The following is an 18,464-nucleotide window of genomic DNA, read 5'->3' on the forward strand; positions in this document are numbered from 1 at the left end:
GTGATCCGCTTCGCTTCGGTGCGCGTGCCGGAACGGGATCGAACCGGCGGGCGTCTTTTCCCGTACAGCCTCTGTGCGGGTTCTCGACCTCCGCGGGGCCCATCCGTGTGTCAAGGTTTATGCCGATTTGAACACTTTCCGCACGGCCTTGGTTCCGCAGAGTGAATAAGGGGCCCAATAGCAGATCCCGGCTTGACTCGCCCGGAGCGGCACACTTGTAATTTCACTCGTGTCGTTCAGCCGGTATCGGTAACGGCTAGATCACGGGGACGCGGAAAGAACAGACGAGGGGCGCACATGACCGAGCTGGTGCAGCAACTGCTGGTCGACGACGCGGACGAGGAACTCGGCTGGCAGGAGCGCGCGCTGTGCGCCCAGACCGACCCCGAGTCCTTCTTCCCCGAGAAGGGCGGCTCCACCCGCGAGGCCAAGAAGGTCTGCCTCGCCTGCGAGGTGCGCTCCGAGTGCCTCGAGTACGCCCTCGCCAACGACGAGCGCTTCGGCATCTGGGGCGGCCTGTCCGAGCGGGAGCGCCGCCGGCTGAAGAAGGCCGCCGTCTGACACGACCGTCCCCGACGGTGACACGGACCCGGATCCTTCCGGTGCATACGGGGCGAACGGCCCGTCGCGCGTGGGTTGTCCACAGGCGGCGGGCCGCCCCGCTGCCCAGCCGATAGTGTGGTCGCTCGTCCGAGACGCCCCGCTGCCCCCGCCGGGCACAGGCGTCCCCGCAGTCCACCGAACCGGGGCCCGTACCTCGATGTCCGTGCACAGCCACCCGGCAGCCCATCACGACACCGCTGCCGCAGCCGGGTTCGACCCGGCCCGCCCGCCCGAGTTCCCGCGTCATGTGGTGACCGCGGTCCTCGTCTCCCACGACGGCGCCCGCTGGCTGCCCGACGCGCTCGCCGGGCTGCTCGGCCAGGAGCGCCCCGTGCAGCACGCCATGGCGGCCGACACCGGCAGCGCGGACGACTCCGCCCGGCTGGTCGCCGAGGCCCTGGGCGACGACCGCGTGCTGCACCTCGCCCGGCGCACCGGCTTCGGCCAGGCCGTCGAGGAGTGCCACCGCACGGCCCCCGCCCTCACCCCGGACGAGCTGCCCTACCTGAAGCGGCCCAGCGGCTGGGACCCGGTCACGCGCACCTGGCGCGACGACGCCTACGACCTGCCCGAGCTCCCGCACGGCGAACCGGTGCAGTGGCTGTGGCTGCTGCACGACGACTGCGCCCCCGAACCCGACGCCCTGGCCCAGCTGCTGCGGGTCGTGGACACCGAGTACGAGCTCGGCCGCGAGGACGTCGCCGTCGTCGGCCCCAAGCTCCGCGGCTGGTACGACCGCCGCCAGCTGCTGGAGGTCGGCGTCACCATCGCCAACTCCGGCCGCCGCTGGACCGGCCTGGACCGCCGCGAACAGGACCAGGGCCAGCACGACCACGTCCGCCCCGTGCTGTCGGTGTCCACCGCCGGCATGCTCGTGCGGCGCGACGTCTTCGAGCGGCTCGGCGGCTTCGACCGGCACCTGCCGCTGATGCGCGACGACGTCGACCTGTGCTGGCGCGCCCACGCGGCCGGCTACCGCGTCCTCGTCGCCCCCGAGGCGGTCGTCCGGCACGCCGAGGCGGCCTCCCGCGAGCGCCGCACCGTGGACTGCGTCGGCCGCACCGCCGCCTCCCCGCACAAGGTCGACAAGGCCGGCGCCGTCTACACCCTCCTCGTCAACGCCCGTACGGCCGTGCTGCCCTGGGTGCTGCTGCGGCTGGTCCTCGGCACGCTGCTGCGGACCGTCGCCTACCTCGTCGGCAAGGTCCCCGGGCAGGCCGTCGACGAGATCCGCGGCCTGGTGGGCACCCTGCTGCGGCCCGAGCGGATCGTCGCCGGGCGGCGCAGGCGCGGGGCGCCGCAGATCGACAAGGGCGAGCTGCGGGCGCTGTTCCCGCCGCCCGGCGCGACCGTCCGCGCCACCGTCGAACAGGTCGCGGGCGACCTCGTCGGCCGCTCCGACCCCGAGGCCGCCTCCGGGGCGGGCCGGCACGGCGGCGCCGTCGAGTCCGGCCCCGGCGGCGACGACGCCGACTTCCTGGAGGTCGAGCAGTTCGCCCGGCTCAAGCGCGTCGCGCGCAAGCCCGGCCCGGTGCTCTTCCTGGTCCTGCTGCTCGTCTCCCTGGTCGCCTGCCGCGGCCTCCTCGGCGGCGGCGCGCTCGCGGGCGGCGCCCTGCTGCCCGTCCCGGCCGACTCCGGCGAGCTGTGGGCGCGCTACACGGACACCTGGCACCCGGTGGGCGCCGGCGGCACCGCGTCCGCGCCCCCCTACCTCGCGATCGTGGCGCTGCTGGCCTCCGTGCTGTTCGGATCGACCGGGCTCGCGGTCACGCTCCTGCTGGTCTGCTCGGTGCCGCTGGCCGGCCTCACCGCGTACTTCGCCTCCCGCGCGCTCGTCCCCTCGCGCCTGCTGCGCGCGTGGGCGGCCGTCGTCTACGCCGTCCTGCCCGCCGCCACCGGCGCGCTGGCCGGGGGCCGCATCGGCACCGCCGTCCTCGCCGTCCTGCTGCCGCTCCTGGCCCGCGCGGGCGTCGCGGCCGGCGGCCTCGCCAACCCGCCCGGCACGCGCGGCAGCTGGCGCGCCACCTGGGCGTACGCGCTGCTGCTGACGGTCACCACCGCCTTCACGCCGATCGTGTGGCCCCTGGCGCTGCTGCTCGGCCTCGCGCTGCTCGTCCTGCGCCGGGCCGACATCGCCGCCTACGGGCTGCGCTTCCTCGCCCAGCTCGGCACGCCGATGCTGGTCCTCGCGCCCTGGTCGCTGTCGCTGCTGCCGTTCGGCTTCTTCCGGGAGGCCGGCCTGGAGTACGGCGCCTCGGCCGCCTCCCCCCTCGACCTGCTGGGCGCGAGCCCGGGCGGGCCCGGCACGGTCAGCGGACTGATGCTCATCGGCGTCGTGCTGGCGGCCCTCGCCGCCCTGCTGCGCTCCGACCGCCGGACGGCCATCGGGACCGCCTGGGCGGTCGCCCTGCCGGCCCTGGTCCTCGCGGTGCTGGCCAACGGCTCGGCCTGGGCCGGCCCCGCCACCCTCGTCTACGGCATCGCCCTGCTGGCCGCCGCGCTGCTCGGCGCCGACGGGGCACGCGCGCGCGTGGCCGAGCAGAGCTTCGGCTGGCGCCAGCCGGTCGCCGCGCTGATCGCCCTCGCCGCGGCCGTGGGCCCGCTGCTGGTCGCCGCCGGCTGGATGCTCCGCGGCGCCGACGGGCCGCTGGAGCGGCGCGACCCCACCCAGGTGCCCGCGTTCGTCGCCGAGGAGAGCGGCACCCGCGACCAGGCCCGCACCCTCGTCCTCGACAGCGACTCCACCGACCGCGTCGGCTACGTGCTCGTCCGCGGCTCCGGCGTCCGGATGGGCGACGGCGAACTCGCCGCCGCGGACGGCGGGAACGCCCGGCTGGACAAGGTCGTCGCCAACCTCGTCGCCGGCTCCGGCGCCGACCAGGCCGACCAGCTCGGCGGGTTCGCCGTGCGCTACGTCCTCGTCCACCCGGGCGCGCCGCGCGAGGTCACCCGCGTCCTGGACGCCACGCCCGGCCTGTCCCGGCTCAGCCAGCAGGACGGCGGGGCGCTGTGGCGGGTCGACAAGGAGGTGGCCCGCGCGACGATCGTGCCCGGCACGTCGTCGGGCACCGGCCCGGCCGAGCCGCAGCCCGTCGCCGCGGGACCCGTCGAGATCCACACCACGATCCCGGCGGGCGCCGCCGGCCGGATCCTGCGGCTCGCCGACACCGCAGCCGAGGGCTGGACCGCCACGCTCGACGGCAGGCCGCTGCCCCGCACCACCGTCGACGGCTGGGCCCAGGGCTTCGAACTGCCCGCCTCCGGCGGCCGGCTGGACGTCGTCCACGACGACCCGGTCGGCCACACCGCCTGGCTGTGGGCGCAGGGCGCCCTCGCGGTCGTCCTCGTCGTGCTCGCCCTGCCCGGGCGGCGCCGCGACGTCGACGACGACCTGCCCGACGAGCCGGCCGTCCCCGCCCAGGCCGTCGCGGGCGAGGGCCGCCGGGCCCGCCGCCTGCGCGCGCAGGCCGAGGCCGAGGAGGCCGGCCGCGGCGAGGAGCCCCCGCCCCCGGCGCCCGACGCGCCTCCGCAGGACACGCCCGCCGCGGTTCCGCAGCAGCCGTCCTACGGCCAGTGGGACACCGCGGGCTACGCGGACGCCGGGTACGGCGAGCAGTCCCAGGGCGCCTACGGGCAGCCCTACCAGGCGGACCCGTACCAGGGCGGCCAGTACGACCCGTACGCGTACGGCGGTGCCTCCCCGGCCGCCCCGTACGACCCGGCGTACGACCCGACCTACCAGCAGGGGTACGGCACGCCGTACGACCCGGCGCACCCGCACCAGCCCCACGGCACGGGCAGTGAGCGTCCCGACGGGAGCCAGCAGTGAACCGCACCACCCTGTCCCTGATCGCCGGCACGGCCGCGCTCGCCGCCGCCACCGGCTTCGCCGCGGTCTCCGCGCCCGGCCCCGCCGGCGCGGACACCGCCGGGGCGGCCGCCCGGCTGCCCGTGGAGCGCACCAGCCTGCTGTGCCCGGCGCCCAGTTCCTCCGACCTCGCCGAGACGTCGTACACGTCCTTCACGCCCGTCACGAAGGGCGCGGGAAGCGGCGGCGAGGCCGAACTGCGCGCGGCCGCGCAGGAGTCGGAGGGCGGCGGCAGGACGGCCGGCAAGCCCGTGCTGAAGCCCGGGCAGCCCGGCACCCCGGCCACCGGGGAGGCCGACGGCGCGGAGTCGCCCGCGCTCGTGGGCACCGCCGAGGGGAAGTACGCGCCCGGCTGGACCGTGCAGGAGACCACGGAGGTCGCCGCGGGCGCGGGACGCGGGCTCCAGGGAGTCACCTGCACCGCGCCGGACACGGAGTTCTGGTTCCCGGGCGCCAGCACGGCGGCCGACCGGACCGACTACGTGCACCTGACCAACCCCGACGACTCCGCCGCCGTGGTCGACGTCGAGCTCTACGGCAAGGACGGCGACCTGAAGGCGGAGACGGGCGAGGGCATCACCGTCCAGCCGCGCTCCACCGAGCCGATCCTGCTGTCCACCCTGACCGACGGCGCGGAGACCGACCTCACCGTGCACGTCAGCGTCCGCAGCGGGCGGGTGGGCGCGGCCGTGCAGGCCCTGGACGACAAGCTCGGCGGCGACTGGCTGGCCGCGTCCGCCGACCCGGCGGACAGCCTGGTCCTGCCGGGCATCCCCAAGGACGCCACCGCCGTCCGCCTGGTCGCCTTCACCCCCGGGGACACCGACGCGGACCTGAAGCTGCGGCTGGCCTCGCCCTCCGGGACGATCACCCCGGCCGGGCACGAGACGCTGCACGTCAAGGCGGGCATGACGAGCGCCGTCGACCTGGCGGACCTCACACGCGGGGAGGCGGGGTCCCTCGTCCTGACGCCGACGGACCGGGCGGTGCCGGTCGTGGCCGCCGTGCGGGTGGTGCGCGGCGAGGGCGCCCGGCAGGAGACGGCGTTCATCCCGGCCACCCGGCCCGTCGGCACGCGCGCGACGGTCGCGGACAACCGGGCCAAGGGCGGCACCCTCTCCCTGACCGCCCCGGACCGCACGGCCACCGTCAAGGTCACGGCGTCGGCGGGCAGCGAGGGCGGCACGGCGGTGTCCAAGACGTACACGGTCAAGGGCGGCACCACCCAGGACGTCGGACTCCCGCTCCCCAGCGGCCTGAAGGGCACCTACGCCCTGACGGTCGAGCCGCTCGGGGGCGGCCCGGTCCACGCCTCCCGCATGCTGACCGCCACCCGGGACGGCGTCGCGGCCTTCACCGTCCAGACCCTGCCCGACGACCGCGGCACGGTCGCCGTGCCGTCGGCGGACGAGGACCTCTCGGTCCTGCAGGAGTAGGACGGCCGGGGAGGGCGCGCGGGCGGGGGACCCCGGCTCAGTCCTCCCCGTACCGGGGATCCACCGTCTCGGGCGTCAGCCCCAGCAGCTCCGCGACCTGCTCGACGACGATCTCGTGCACCAGTGCCGCCCGCTCGTCCCGCCCCTTGGTGCGGATCTCGACCGGCCGCCGGTACACCACCACCCGCGCGCGGCGCCCGTCCCGCGCGGCGACCGTCCCGCCGAGCGGCACCGCCTCGTCGCTCCAGCCCCGCCCGGACCCGTCCAGCCGCGGCACCTCCAGCACGAGGAAGTCGATGTCGGCCAGCTGCGGCCACCGCCGCTCCAGGCGGTCCACGGAGTCCTGCACCAGGTCCGCGAACGCCTCCGCGCGGCTCGCGGCGAGCGGCACCTGCGGGGGCGCGATCGGGCCGCGCATACCCCGGCCGTGGCGATCACGGCGACGGGGCCCGCGGCCGGCGGCACGGGGCGTTACGGGGTTCTCCATCACTGGTGAAGGGTAGTCCCCGCCGCGCCCGCGCGCCCGGCCCCACACGGCGATGCGACCGCATCCGGCCGACCCGTACGGCATGTCGCCACATGACCATTCCAGCCAAGGTTGGGCTCGATTCCGTATCTCTCCGAGACCGGCGACCTCTAGGCGTTTGATCGGTTTTGTTCGGAGTCGTGACCGGCCCTCCGGCCGCCCGGCTGCCCGGACACCGGGCGTCCGGGCAGGTCAGCGAGGTGGGTCCACCGGGGTGTGTGGGGCGTCTCACAGCACGACACGGTGCGTCGACCTGGTGGAGAGTCGTCGCGGCCCGCTCAAGAGTGCGGTACCGTCCAACGTCGTGAGCCCTGTACGTCGCTGTTCGCGCACCGCCTGCGGCCGTCCCGCCGTCGCGACGCTGACGTACGTCTACGCCGACTCGACCGCGGTCCTCGGCCCGCTCGCCACCTACGCCGAACCCCACTGCTACGACCTGTGCGCCGAGCACTCCGAGCGCCTCACCGCCCCGCGCGGCTGGGAGGTCGTCCGGCTCCTCGACGGCTCGGCTCCGGCCCGGCCCAGCGGGGACGACCTGGAAGCGCTCGCCAACGCCGTGCGCGAGGCGGCCCGCCCTCAGGAACGCGCGGCCGGGGCCGGCGGGGCGCGGTCCGCCGACCCGATGGAGGTCGCGCGGCGCGGGCACCTGCGGGTCCTGCGGTCGCCCGACAACTGAGTCCCCCTTCGGGGACCGCCGCCCGCGCGTCCGGGCTCCCGCCGGGACTCCCGGCCGCCCCCTCCCCGGCAGTCCCCCTGCGGGCCCGCCGGGGCGATCCCGCCGCTCGTTCCACCCCGCTCCCGGCCCGGACGCCGCCCTGACCTCCGGTTACGGCCCGGGGCCCGGACGGCGTCCGCCCGGAGCCCGGCCAGGGGGTACGGGTAGTTTGGGGTGCCCTACAAGGACATCCAGGAAGGTTGGCCGTGGCTGCTGATCTGTCGCAGGTCGTGAAGGCGTACGACGTACGCGGTGTCGTCCCCGACCAGTGGGACGAGTCCCTGGCCGAACTCTTCGGCGCCGCCTTCGTCCAGGTGACCGGCGCGAGCGCCATCGTGACCGGGCACGACATGCGGCCCTCGTCCCCCGGCCTGACCCGCGCCTTCGCGCGCGGGGCGACCGCCCGGGGCGCCGACGTGACCGAGATCGGCCTGTGCTCCACCGACCAGCTCTACTACGCCTCCGGCGCCCTGAGCCTGCCCGGCGCGATGTTCACCGCCTCGCACAACCCGGCGCGGTACAACGGCATCAAGATGTGCCGCACCGGCGCCGCCCCCGTCGGCCAGGACACCGGCCTCGCCGAGATCCGCGCCCTCGTCGAGCGGTGGAGCGACTCCGGCGCCCCCGAGCCGGCCGCGCGCCCGGGGACGGTCACCCGGCGCGACACGCTCGACGACTACGCGGCCCACCTGCGCTCCCTCGTCGACCTGACCGCCATCCGCCCCCTGAAGGTCGTCGTCGACGCGGGCAACGGCATGGGCGGCCACACCGTGCCGACCGTCTTCGCCGGCCTGCCCCTCGACCTGGTCCCGCTGTACTTCGAGCTGGACGGCACCTTCCCGAACCACGAGGCCAACCCGCTCGACCCGGCCAACCTCGTTGACCTGCAGAAGCGGGTCCGCGAGGAGGGCGCCGACCTCGGCCTCGCCTTCGACGGCGACGCCGACCGCTGCTTCGTCGTCGACGAGAACGGCGACCCGGTCTCCCCGTCGGCGATCACCGCCCTGGTCGCCGCCCGCGAACTCGCCCGGCACGGCGGCAAGGGCACGGTCATCCACAACCTGATCACGTCCCGGTCGGTCCCGGAGGTCGTCCGGGAGAACGGCGGCACCCCGGCACGCACGCGCGTGGGCCACTCCTTCATCAAGGCCGAAATGGCCCGCACCGGCGCCATCTTCGGCGGCGAGCACTCCGCGCACTACTACTTCCGCGACTTCTGGAACGCCGACACGGGCATGCTCGCCGCCCTGCACGTCCTCGCGGCCCTCGGCGGCCAGGACGGCCCGCTCTCCGCCCTCGTCGCCCAGTACGACCGCTACGCCGGCTCCGGGGAGATCAACTCCACCGTCGACGACCAGGCCGCCCGCATCGCCGCGATCCGCGCCGCCTACGAAGGCCGGGACGGCGTCGCACTGGACGACCTGGACGGCCTGACCGTCACCTCCGCCGACTGGTGGTTCAACGTCCGCCCCTCCAACACCGAGCCGCTGCTGCGCCTGAACGCGGAGGCGCGCGACGCGGCCACGATGGCGCGGATCCGGGACGAGGCCCTGGCCCTCATCAGAGGCTGAACCCGCCGGGGTGCCGCTCCGGCACCCCGCCGCCCCACCCCCGCCGGCGGTACGCTGACCAGGCGACTCCGCACAGCACACGCACACCACCCGCCCCGAAGGGAACCGCCATGCCGCTCGAAGCCGGCCTCCTGGAGATCCTCGCCTGCCCGGCCTGCCACGCCCCGCTCACGGAGCAGGACACCGAGCTGGTCTGCACCGGCCAGGACTGCGGCCTGGCCTACCCCGTCCGCGACGGCATCCCGGTGCTCCTCGTCGACGAGGCCCGCCGCCCGGCGTGACACCCCGGCGTGCGCACCCGGCGCGATCCCGCGCGCCGGTGTGACACCGCCCGGTCAGGCACACCCGTAGCACCGACACCCGGTGCCCACGGACACCGTCGTATACGGACCCGGCGATCGGAGACTGCCGCCCATGCTCGACGAATCGCTGCTCGACTCCCCGGAGGGCCTCGCCCGCGCCGACCGCCGGGGCCTGCTCCGCGGCGCCGCCGAAGCCGGCGCCCGCGTCCGCACCGCCGCCCGGCACGCCGCCGAGGCCGGCGTCCACGACCTCAAACCCGACGGCCGCCCCCGCGCCGTCCTCATCGCGGGCCCCGGCGCCGCCGCCACCCACACCGCCGACCTGCTCGGCACGCTCGCCGGCGCCGGCAGCCCCGTGACCCGCCTGGCACCCACCGGCGTCGCCCCCGCCGCCGGCGCCCTGCGCTGGGAACTGCCCGGCTGGGCCGGCTCGGTCGACCTGCTGCTGATCGCCACCCCCGACGGCAGCGAACCGGGCCTGTCCCTCCTCGCCGAGCAGGCCTACCGCCGTGGGTGCACCGTCGTCGCCGTCGCCCCGCCCGGCTCCCCGCTCGCCGAAGCGGTGAACGGCTCGCACGGCCTGTTCGTCCCCATGGCGACCGCCCCCTACGAGCAGGACGAACCGCTCGCCGCGTCCGCGCCCGGCGTCCTGTGGGCCCTGCTCACCCCCTTCCTCGCCCTGCTGGACCGCACCGGCCTGCTCGCCGCCCCGCCGGACGCCGTCGAGAGGGTCGCCGACCGCCTGGACCTCATCGCGCAGCGCTGCGGACCCGCCATCGCGACCTACAGCAACCCCGCCAAGACCCTGGCCGCCGAACTCGCCGACGCGCTCCCGCTGGTCTGGACGGAGGGCACCTCGGCCGGCCCCGCCGGCCGCCGCTTCGCCGCCGCGCTCGCCGAACTGTCCGGCGTACCGGCGGTCGTCGCCGAACTCCCCGAGGCGCTCGCCGCGCACAGCGCCCTGCTCGCCGGACCGCTCGCCGCCGGCGCCGACCCCGGCGACTTCTTCCGCGACCGCGTCGAGGAGCCGCCCGCCCTGCACGCGCGCGTGGTGCTGCTGCGCGACCGCCCCATCGGCAGCCTCACCGCCGCCCCCGGCGCCCGCGACCTGGCCCTCAGCCACGACACGCCGATCAGCGAACTGGAACCGGAGGAGGGCGACGAACTGGCGACCCTCGCGGAACTGATCGCCATCACGGATTTCGCCGCCGTTTACCTGGCGCTCGCCTCGGGCGCCTGATGTTGCCCGGGACGCCCTGACCCCCCGTACGCGGAGAGCACCCATGGACCGCCTCGACAACACCATCCGCCCCTACGCCTGGGGTTCCCCCACCGCCATCCCGCGGCTGCTCGGCGTGGAACCGACCGGTGAACCGCAGGCGGAGATGTGGATGGGAGCCCACCCGGGCGCACCGTCGCGCACCGGCCGGGGCACGCTCGCCGAGGTCATCGCCGCCGACCCCGTCGGCGAACTCGGCGCCGCCTCGGTCGCCAGGTTCGGCCCCCGCCTGCCCTTCCTTCTCAAGCTCCTGGCCGCCGCGGCCCCGCTCTCCCTCCAGGTCCACCCCGACCTGGAGCAGGCCCGGCAGGGATACGCCGAGGAGGAGCGCCGCGGCATCCCGGCCGGCGCCCCGCACCGCAACTACAAGGACGCCAACCACAAGCCCGAGCTGATCTGCGCGCTCACCGAGTTCGACGGCCTGTGCGGCTTCCGCGACCCGGTCCAGGCGGCCGGCCTCCTCGACGGCCTCGGCGTCGCCTCCCTCAAGCCGTACGTGGACCTGCTGCACGCCCACCCCGAGGACGCGGCCCTGCGCGAGGTCCTCACCGCGATCCTCACCGCCGACCGCGAGGAGACGGCCCGCACCGTCGCCGAGGCCGCGGCGGCCTGCACCCGCCTCGGCGGCCCCTACGCCCCGTACGCCGGCATCGCCCACCACTACCCCGGCGACCCCGGCGTCCTCGCCGCCCTGCTGCTCCACCACGTCCGGCTCCAGCCCGGCGAGGCCCTGTTCCTCGGCGCCGGCGTCCCGCACGCCTACCTCGGCGGCCTCGGCGTCGAGATCATGGCCAACTCCGACAACGTCCTGCGCTGCGGCCTGACCCCCAAACACGTCGACGTGCCCGAACTCCTGCGCGTCGTCCGCTTCGCACCCGGCGACCCCGGCGTGCTGCGCCCGGAGGCCGCCCCGGACGGCGAGGAGGTCTACGAGACCCCGATCGACGAGTTCCGGCTCTCCCGGTACGTCCTCCCGCCCGGCACCGCCGCCCACGACCTCACCCTGGCGACCCCCCAGATCCTGCTCTGCACCGCGGGCACCGTCCGCGCGGGGGACCACGAGCTGCGCCCGGGCCGGTCCGTGTTCGTCCCCGCGGGTGAAAAGACCGACGTGTCCGGCACCGGCACGCTCTTCCGGGCCACCGTGGTCGCCTGACCGCCGGCCGGCACCGACCCGGCACGCCGGCGCCCGGAGGGACTGCAACAATGGCCCACCGTCAAGCACGGGCAAAGTCCGGGTACACGGCGTACGAAGGCGTACGAAGACAGCCCGGGAACGGCGTACGAAGGGACATCGCGAACATATGAGCGCGTCAGGCGGCACCAAGGCGATCGTGGCGGCACTGGCCGCCAACCTCGCTATCGCGGTAGCGAAGTTCGTGGCGTTCATCTTCAGCAACTCGTCGTCGATGCTCGCCGAGTCCGTGCACTCGCTCGCCGACTCCGGCAACCAGGCGCTGCTCCTGCTCGGCGGCAAGAAGGCCAAGCGGGAGGCCACCGCGCAACACCCCTTCGGCTACGGCCGCGAGCGCTACATCTACGCCTTCCTCGTCTCCATCGTCCTCTTCTCGGTCGGCGGCATGTTCGCCCTCTACGAGGGCTACGAGAAGATCAAGCACCCGCACGAGCTCACCCACTGGTACTGGCCCGTCGGCGTCCTCGTCTTCGCGATCATCGCCGAGACGTTCTCCTTCCGCACGGCCATCAAGGAGTCCAACGCCCTGCGCGGCAAGCGCTCCTGGAAGGAGTTCGTCCGCCACGCCAAGGCCCCCGAGCTGCCGGTGGTCCTCCTGGAGGACCTGGGCGCGCTCGTCGGCCTGATCCTGGCGCTCGGCGGCGTCGGCCTCGCCCTGCTCACCGGCGACAGCGTCTGGGACGGCATCGGCACCCTCTGCATCGGCGTCCTGCTCATCCTGATCGCGCTCGTGCTCGCCGCCGAGACCAAGTCGCTGCTGCTCGGCGAGTCCGCGGGCGTCGAGGAGGTCCAGAAGATCGAGGCCGCGATCGTCGGCGGCGACACCGTCACCCGCATCATCCACATGCGCACGCTCCACCTCGGCCCGGAGGAGCTGCTGGTCGCCGCCAAGATCGCCGTCCGGCACGACGACACCGCCGCCGAGATCGCCTCCGCCATCGACGCGGCCGAGGCCCGCATCCGCGAGGCCGTCCCGATCGCCCGCGTGATCTACCTGGAGCCCGACATCTACAGCGAGCGCGAGGCCGTCAAGGGCCCGGACCCCGAGGCCACCCCGGGCGGCCCGGCCCCGCAGGGCGCCGGCCACTGACCCCCTCGTGCCGAAGGGCCCGCCGCGCACCGCCGCGGCGGGCCCTTCGGCCGTCCGGCCACGGCTGGACGCCCTTCGGCCGCCCGGTCACAGGCGGGGTACGCCTACAGCCGCCCAGCCGCCCAGCCGGTCGCCCGGCCCTCCGGTCACAGGCGCGCGGGCCGAAACTCCGCCGGCTCGGCCGCCCGGCGCCGCCGCACGCGCGCCGCGATCACGCAGACGAGTCCCGCGAGCAGGAGCAGCAGGCCGGCCAGTGCGGCCACCGCGAGCAGGACCACCACCGCGTACCCGTCGGTCACCCGCCCCTCGACGGCCCCGGCCGGCACCGTCCCGCCGTGGTCGGTGAAGAACCGCGAGTCGAGGGAGTCGCGCCGGTGGTCGCCGAGCAGGAACAGCCGCCCCTGCGGCACCTTCACGTCGTACGGCCGCCGCATCCCGTCCGCGATGCCGTCCCGCACGTACGGCTCGGCCAGCGGCCGGCCGTTCACCGCGAGCCGTTCGCCCGCACCCGCCCCCGTGCAGCACGACACCCGGTCGCCGCCGACCCCGATGACCCGCTGCACCACCGGCGCGTCGAACGGATAGCGGTCCGGCGCCCGGAACAGCACGACGTCACCGCGCTCCAGCTCCCCGCCGCCGACGCGCTCGTACAGGACCCGGTCCCCGGCCGCGTGGGCCGGCGTCATGCTGTCGCTCCGCACGGTCGCCGTCCCGTAGCTCCCGCGCAACCACAGCAGCGACCCCACCAGCAGGACCAGCCCCACCGAGCCCAGGACCCACCCCGCCCCCCTCAGCCTGCCCGCCCTGTCCATCTCCCCGTCCCCTCCCGCGGCCGATCAGCGGGCAGACGCTAGCGGGCGAACGGAAACACACCGTGAACACGGCTCCCCCGAGCCCCTCCCACGGCCCGCCCCGCCCCCGTTCACGGCCGGCGAACGACCGGCGAATTCGGAGACGCACTGGGGACCACGCCGCCGACCGGTGTAGCTTGGGACGGAGCCAGACGTCGCTGCTGATGGCGGTCGGGCGGCCCGCAGGCGGGCCGGCCGAGGGAGAGAGGGCCTCCGACGGACTGCGCTGCGCGTACGCGGGCATGCCTTGTGGCCTTTCCGGGCACCCCTGTGTCCGCCGCCGCGCAGACCAGCCGTACCCACCTCGACCCCGATCCGAGGAGCAGCTCGTAATGACGACTGTCGAGAACCGACAGGACTTCAAGGTCGCCGACCTGTCCCTGGCCGAGTTCGGCCGCAAGGAGATCACCCTCGCCGAGCACGAGATGCCCGGCCTGATGGCGATCCGCGCCGAGTACGCCGAGGCCCAGCCGCTGGCCGGCGCCCGCATCACCGGCTCCCTGCACATGACCGTGCAGACCGCCGTCCTCATCGAGACCCTGGCCGCCCTCGGCGCCCAGGTGCGCTGGGCGTCCTGCAACATCTTCTCCACGCAGGACCACGCCGCGGCCGCCATCGCCGTCGGCCCCGACGGCACCCCGGACGACCCGCGCGGCATCCCGGTCTTCGCCTGGAAGGGCGAGACGCTGGAGGAGTACTGGTGGTGCACCGAGCAGGCGCTGACCTGGCCGGACAGCCCCACCGGCGGCCCCAACATGATCCTCGACGACGGCGGTGACGCCACCCTCCTGGTCCACAAGGGCGTCGAGTACGAGAAGGCCGGCAAGGTCCCCTCGCCCGACACCGCCGAGTCCGACGAGCACCGCGTCATCCTGGAGCTGCTGACCCGCACCCTGGGCGAGAACCCCCGGAAGTGGACCCAGCTGGCCTCCGAGATCCGCGGCGTGACCGAGGAGACCACGACCGGCGTCCACCGCCTGTACGAGATGCAGCGCGAGGGCACCCTCCTGTTCCCGGCGATCAACGTCAACGACGCCGTGACGAAGTCGAAGTTCGACAACAAGTACGGCTGCCGCCACTCCCTGATCGACGGCATCAACCGCGCCACCGACACCCTGATCGGCGGCAAGACCGCCGTCGTGTGCGGCTACGGCGACGTGGGCAAGGGCTGCGCGGAGTCGCTGCGCGGCCAGGGCGCCCGCGTGATCGTCACCGAGATCGACCCGATCTGCGCGCTGCAGGCGGCGATGGACGGCTACCAGGTCACCACGCTGGACGAGGTCGTCGACAAGGCCGACATCTTCATCACCACGACCGGCAACAAGGACATCATCATGGCCTCGGACATGGCCAAGATGAAGCACCAGGCCATCGTCGGCAACATCGGCCACTTCGACAACGAGATCGACATGGCCGGCCTCGCCAAGGTCCCCGGCATCGTCAAGGACGAGGTCAAGCCGCAGGTCCACACCTGGACCTTCCCCGACGGCAAGAAGATCATCGTGCTCTCCGAGGGCCGCCTGCTGAACCTGGGCAACGCCACCGGCCACCCCTCGTTCGTGATGTCCAACTCCTTCGCGGACCAGACCCTGGCCCAGATCGAGCTGTTCACCAAGCAGTCCGAGTACCCGGTCGGCGTCTACGTGCTGCCCAAGCACCTCGACGAGAAGGTCGCCCGCCTCCACCTCGACGCGCTCGGCGTGAAGCTGACCACGCTCCGCCCCGAGCAGGCCGAGTACATCGGCGTGAAGGTCGAGGGCCCGTTCAAGCCCGACCACTACCGCTACTGAGCCCGACCCGCAGCTCGCCGCGAGCGCGTCCGCCCGGACGCGCTCCCGGCGCCAGGTCCTCCGAGGCAGGCCCCCGCACCCCCGTGCCGGGGGCCTGCCCCGTTGCCGGACCGGCGGCGCCGACCAGCCCGTCAGAACCCAGGACCCCCATGCCCCGCGGCCGCTATTCGCTCCATGATCCGCACGATCACACCCCCCTCGCAGAAGAGCACTTCCAGTGCGCCGTCGGCCCCTCCGGCTGGCGCTACGTCTCCCGGCTGACCACCCCCGCGGGCGATCACCGCGGCTCCGTCGACCTCACCCTCGACGACCTCGGCCGCCCGCTCCGCCTCGAACTCCACGCGGCCGACTGGCAGGTGCGCGGCGCAGCCCTCGACGGCGTCACCTGGGTCCGCACCGACCCCACCGGCACCCACGCCGAGGAAGGCAATGTGCGCGCCCACGCCTTCACCGGCACGTCCCCCGCCTTCCTGGTCGCCACCGCCCGCCTCCTGCGCCTCACCCCCTCCCGTGCCGCGACCCGCGTACGCCTCGTCGCCCTCACGGACCCGGTCCTCGCCCCCCGCACCGTGGACCAGTCCTGGGCCCTGGTGGACAGCGAAACACACGCCACTGACAACGGCCCCCTGACCGTGGACGCCTACGAGGTCACCGCCCTGGACACCGGCGAACAGCACACCGTGCACCTCGCCGGCGACGTGGTCCTCGCGGCACCCGGCATCGAGCTGGAGGACCTCACGTCACCGCCTTCAGTGTTCCCCTGAGGCGACCCGGCGGACGGCGCTAGGCCGGCGGCACGAACCCGGTCGCCGGGCGCCCGGCCCCCGGCCCCGCAGCCCCGCCGTCGCCCGCGGGGGCCGGCTCCTGGCGACCGACCGCGGCCGCCCCGGCGCCGTACCCCGACGACTGCGGGACCACCCCGTCCTGACCGCCGGTCCCGGCAGCCGGAGCGGGCACAGCCGGTCCGTACGCCCCCACGGGCCGCTCCCCGCCCGCACCGGGACCACTTCCGGAACCCGCACCGGCGCCGAAGGCCCGCCGAGCCTCCCGGGCCTGCCGCTCGTGCACCACCGCCGCCAGGTACATCGGCGGCGGGACGTCCCGCGGCACCGGAGCCCCCGTCCGGTCCGCGACATCGGCGGCCAGCCGCTCGGCCATCGTCCGGCCGACCTGCGGATCCAGCTGCTGCATGCGCGTCAGGTACTGCCGGACCGCCAGCCACAGACCGTCCGGCACCGCCGACAGGTCCAGCCCGGAGAACCGCCCGGCCAGCCAGGGCGGAGGCGGCGGCACGACGCCCGCCTGCGCGACCGGCACCCGCTCGCGCACGACCAGCGTCCCGGCGAACACGTCGCCGATCCGCCGCCCCCGCGCCGACACGAGCGAGGCGGCGCAGGCCACCACCCCGAACGTCATCAGGATCTCGACCACCCCGATCAGACCCCGCACCAGCGCGTGCCGGAACCGGATCGGCCCGCCGTCGTCCCGCACCACCCGCAGCCCGCACGCCATCTTCCCGAGCGACCGCCCGTGGCTGAGCGTCTCCACCGCGATCGGCCCGCCCACCAGCACCAGGACGAACGACGCGATCGACAGCGCCGTCCGCGCCGCCTCGTCCAGGGAAGCCGTGGCAGCCACCACGGCCACGGTGACCACCACGTACGTCACCATGGCCACCGCGAGATCGAGCAGGACGGCCAGCGCCCTGCTGGGCAGCCTCGCGGGGCGCAGTTCCAACGCCACCGCCTCGCCCGTCACCAGCTCACTCACGCCCGCCGCCCTTCCCCTGGTCTGCCCCCGACACCGCCAGTCTGCCAAGCTGAGCAGGCATCGCGCCGCAGTACGACAAGCAGATCGTGCGGAGCACGCCGACCTACCCCCGACGCGCAGCCGAGGAGCAGGCACACCGATGGACCTCGACGTCTTCGTCTCCGCCCACCGCGCGGAGTGGGACCGCCTCGACGCCCTGCTCCGGCGCCGGCGCCGCCTCACCGGCGCCGAGGCCGACGAACTCGTCGCGCTGTACCAACGCGCCGCCACCCACCTCTCGCTGATCCAGTCCAGCGCCCCCGACCCGCAGCTGACCGGCCGGCTCAGCCGGCTGGTCGCCCGCGCGCGCGGCGCCGTGACCGGCACCCGCCGCGCCACCTGGCACGACGTGACCCGCTTCCTCGCGTACGGCTTCCCGGCCGCCGTCTACAAGGCACGCCACTGGTGGGTCCCCACCGCCCTGCTGTCCACCGCGGTCGCGGCCCTCCTCGGCTGGTGGATCGGCACCCACCCCGACGTGCAGTCCACCATCGCGGCCCCCGGCGAACTCCGCGAGCTCACCCGCCCCGGCGGCCAGTACGAGACGTACTACTCCAGCCACCCGGCGGCGTCCTTCGCCGCCCAGGTCTGGACGAACAACGCGTGGGCCGCCGCGCTCTGCCTGATCCTGGGCGTCTTCCTGGGCCTGCCGGTGATCTGGATCCTGTTCCAGAACATGCTGAACCTGGGGATCGGCTTCGGGCTGATGTCCTCGGCCGGCCGGCTCGACACCTTCCTGGGCCTCGTCCTCCCGCACGGCCTGCTCGAACTGACCGCGGTCTTCGTGGCCGCGGGCACCGGCCTCCGGCTGGGCTGGACCCTCGTCGACCCGGGCCCGCGCACCCGGCGCACCGCCCTCGCGGAGGAGGGTCGCGCCGCCATCGGCATGGCCATCGGCCTCGCCCTGGTCCTCTTCGTCTCCGGCGCCATCGAAGGCTTCGTCACCCCGTCCGGCCTGCCCACCTGGGCCCGCATCACCATCGGAGTCATCGCGGAGCTGGCCTTCCTGGCCTACGTCTACGTCCTCGGCGGACGGGCGGCCCGCAGCGGGGAAACGGGTGACGTCGAGGCAGTCGAGCGAAGCGCCGCCGTGCCCACGGCCGCCTGATGTGCGGACAGCTCCGCCGAGCTGCTAGTCTCCTCTTCGCCCCGCAGGATCCGTTGACACGGAACATGCGGGGAGGTAGATTTGAACAGTTGCCTGGAGATGAGCGATGACTCGCTCCGGCGGCCGCGACAATCTTCTGCTTCCTGTAGACCGAGATCTCAGAGAAGCTCCCCCCGATGAATTCGGAAAAGGATGGCCGGTCAGTCCGGTCTGAAACTTCTGATAAAGTCGGAAGCGCCGGAAAGGGAAACGCGGAAGCGGGAACCTGGAAAGCACCGAGGAAATCGGATCGGAAAGATCTGATAGAGTCGGAAACGCAAG

The 18,464-nt window shown here is 74.6% G+C and carries 15 protein-coding genes; 12 read left to right on the top strand and 3 right to left on the bottom strand.

All coding sequences use genetic code 11. From position 1 onward, the window contains the following. Positions 1 to 297: 297 nt before the first annotated feature. The 3 genes from ACIF8T_RS14245 (at position 298) to ACIF8T_RS14255 (ending at position 5,907) form a co-directional block, all read left to right on the top strand. Complete coding sequence (locus ACIF8T_RS14245; protein WP_003975777.1) at positions 298 to 561, top strand: WhiB family transcriptional regulator; 264 nt, start codon at positions 298 to 300, stop codon at positions 559 to 561. Between the two features lie 199 nt (positions 562 to 760). Then, complete coding sequence (locus ACIF8T_RS14250) at positions 761 to 4,432, top strand: glycosyltransferase family 2 protein (protein ID WP_400034679.1); 3,672 nt, start codon at positions 761 to 763, stop codon at positions 4,430 to 4,432. Continuing rightward, positions 4,429 to 5,907 (top strand): DUF5719 family protein, encoded by a 1,479-nt coding sequence (locus ACIF8T_RS14255; protein ID WP_400034681.1) that lies wholly within the window; start codon positions 4,429 to 4,431, stop codon positions 5,905 to 5,907. The genes ACIF8T_RS14250 and ACIF8T_RS14255 overlap by 4 nt, the downstream gene beginning before the upstream one ends. A gap of 37 nt (positions 5,908 to 5,944) precedes the next feature. Here ACIF8T_RS14255 and ACIF8T_RS14260 read toward each other — a convergent pair whose 3' ends face one another. Beyond that, positions 5,945 to 6,394: a metallopeptidase family protein gene (locus tag ACIF8T_RS14260; RefSeq protein WP_400034683.1), complete on the bottom strand. Its 450-nt coding sequence runs from the start codon at positions 6,392 to 6,394 to the stop codon at positions 5,945 to 5,947. A 295-nt stretch (positions 6,395 to 6,689) separates the two neighbouring features. Here ACIF8T_RS14260 and ACIF8T_RS14265 point away from each other — a divergent pair, with 295 nt between their 5' ends. The 6 genes from ACIF8T_RS14265 to ACIF8T_RS14290 all read left to right on the top strand — a co-directional run bounded on the left by ACIF8T_RS14265 (position 6,690) and on the right by ACIF8T_RS14290 (position 12,585). After that, positions 6,690 to 7,109 carry a DUF3499 domain-containing protein gene (locus ACIF8T_RS14265; protein ID WP_400034685.1) on the top strand — a complete coding sequence of 140 codons (420 nt, stop codon included), beginning with the start codon at positions 6,690 to 6,692 and terminating at the stop codon, positions 7,107 to 7,109. Between the two features lie 245 nt (positions 7,110 to 7,354). Beyond that, positions 7,355 to 8,719, top strand: a complete 1,365-nt coding sequence (locus ACIF8T_RS14270; RefSeq protein WP_400034687.1) for a phosphomannomutase/phosphoglucomutase — start codon at positions 7,355 to 7,357, stop codon at positions 8,717 to 8,719. A gap of 110 nt (positions 8,720 to 8,829) precedes the next feature. After that, on the top strand, positions 8,830 to 9,000 hold the full coding sequence (locus ACIF8T_RS14275) for a Trm112 family protein (protein ID WP_400034689.1): 171 nt from the start codon (positions 8,830 to 8,832) through the stop codon (positions 8,998 to 9,000). A gap of 133 nt (positions 9,001 to 9,133) precedes the next feature. Beyond that, positions 9,134 to 10,261: an SIS domain-containing protein gene (locus tag ACIF8T_RS14280; protein WP_400034691.1), complete on the top strand. Its 1,128-nt coding sequence runs from the start codon at positions 9,134 to 9,136 to the stop codon at positions 10,259 to 10,261. A gap of 43 nt (positions 10,262 to 10,304) precedes the next feature. Next, a complete protein-coding gene (gene manA, locus ACIF8T_RS14285) occupies positions 10,305 to 11,456 on the top strand; it encodes a mannose-6-phosphate isomerase, class I (RefSeq protein ID WP_400034693.1) in 1,152 nt (383 codons plus the stop codon). Between the two features lie 148 nt (positions 11,457 to 11,604). Continuing rightward, positions 11,605 to 12,585 carry a cation diffusion facilitator family transporter gene (locus tag ACIF8T_RS14290; RefSeq protein WP_400034695.1) on the top strand — a complete coding sequence of 327 codons (981 nt, stop codon included), beginning with the start codon at positions 11,605 to 11,607 and terminating at the stop codon, positions 12,583 to 12,585. 146 nt (positions 12,586 to 12,731) lie between these two features. On the opposite strand, the gene lepB is transcribed toward ACIF8T_RS14290, so the two are convergent. Further along, entirely contained in the window at positions 12,732 to 13,397 is a 666-nt protein-coding gene (lepB, locus tag ACIF8T_RS14295) for a signal peptidase I (RefSeq protein ID WP_400034697.1), read from the bottom strand. Positions 13,398 to 13,768: 371 nt separating this feature from the next. Between lepB and ahcY the strand changes: the two genes are divergently transcribed. Both ahcY and ACIF8T_RS14305 read left to right on the top strand, forming a co-directional pair. Then, the gene (gene ahcY / locus ACIF8T_RS14300; RefSeq protein WP_400034699.1) at positions 13,769 to 15,226 is read left to right on the top strand and encodes an adenosylhomocysteinase; all 1,458 of its coding nucleotides are present in this window, start codon (positions 13,769 to 13,771) and stop codon (positions 15,224 to 15,226) included. Between the two features lie 149 nt (positions 15,227 to 15,375). Continuing rightward, positions 15,376 to 15,990, top strand: a complete 615-nt coding sequence (locus ACIF8T_RS14305) for a hypothetical protein (RefSeq protein ID WP_400034701.1) — start codon at positions 15,376 to 15,378, stop codon at positions 15,988 to 15,990. A 19-nt stretch (positions 15,991 to 16,009) separates the two neighbouring features. Here the strand turns inward: ACIF8T_RS14305 and ACIF8T_RS14310 are convergent, their stop codons facing one another. Then, positions 16,010 to 16,996, bottom strand: a complete 987-nt coding sequence (locus ACIF8T_RS14310) for an RDD family protein (RefSeq protein ID WP_400034703.1) — start codon at positions 16,994 to 16,996, stop codon at positions 16,010 to 16,012. 139 nt (positions 16,997 to 17,135) lie between these two features. Here ACIF8T_RS14310 and ACIF8T_RS14315 point away from each other — a divergent pair, with 139 nt between their 5' ends. Next, positions 17,136 to 18,143: a stage II sporulation protein M gene (locus ACIF8T_RS14315; protein WP_400034705.1), complete on the top strand. Its 1,008-nt coding sequence runs from the start codon at positions 17,136 to 17,138 to the stop codon at positions 18,141 to 18,143. Positions 18,144 to 18,464 lie beyond the last annotated feature (321 nt).

This window comes from Streptomyces sp. NPDC085946 (genome assembly GCF_044540485.1).
In the GTDB taxonomy this organism is placed as follows: domain Bacteria; phylum Actinomycetota; class Actinomycetes; order Streptomycetales; family Streptomycetaceae; genus Streptomyces.

Bases quoted from the DNA above. Each gene is read 5' to 3' on its own strand.
- manA (WP_400034693.1), top strand. From the start codon at position 10,305: ATGGACCGCCTCGACAACACCATCCGCCCCTACGCCTGGGGTTCCCCC.
- ahcY (WP_400034699.1), top strand. From the start codon at position 13,769: ATGACGACTGTCGAGAACCGACAGGACTTCAAGGTCGCCGACCTGTCC.
- ACIF8T_RS14305 (WP_400034701.1), top strand. From the start codon at position 15,376: ATGCCCCGCGGCCGCTATTCGCTCCATGATCCGCACGATCACACCCCC.
- ACIF8T_RS14275 (WP_400034689.1), top strand. From the start codon at position 8,830: ATGCCGCTCGAAGCCGGCCTCCTGGAGATCCTCGCCTGCCCGGCCTGC.
- ACIF8T_RS14250 (WP_400034679.1), top strand. From the start codon at position 761: ATGTCCGTGCACAGCCACCCGGCAGCCCATCACGACACCGCTGCCGCA.
- ACIF8T_RS14290 (WP_400034695.1), top strand. From the start codon at position 11,605: ATGAGCGCGTCAGGCGGCACCAAGGCGATCGTGGCGGCACTGGCCGCC.
- lepB (WP_400034697.1), bottom strand. From the start codon at position 13,397: ATGGACAGGGCGGGCAGGCTGAGGGGGGCGGGGTGGGTCCTGGGCTCG.
- ACIF8T_RS14245 (WP_003975777.1), top strand. From the start codon at position 298: ATGACCGAGCTGGTGCAGCAACTGCTGGTCGACGACGCGGACGAGGAA.
- ACIF8T_RS14280 (WP_400034691.1), top strand. From the start codon at position 9,134: ATGCTCGACGAATCGCTGCTCGACTCCCCGGAGGGCCTCGCCCGCGCC.
- ACIF8T_RS14260 (WP_400034683.1), bottom strand. From the start codon at position 6,394: ATGGAGAACCCCGTAACGCCCCGTGCCGCCGGCCGCGGGCCCCGTCGC.
- ACIF8T_RS14315 (WP_400034705.1), top strand. From the start codon at position 17,136: ATGGACCTCGACGTCTTCGTCTCCGCCCACCGCGCGGAGTGGGACCGC.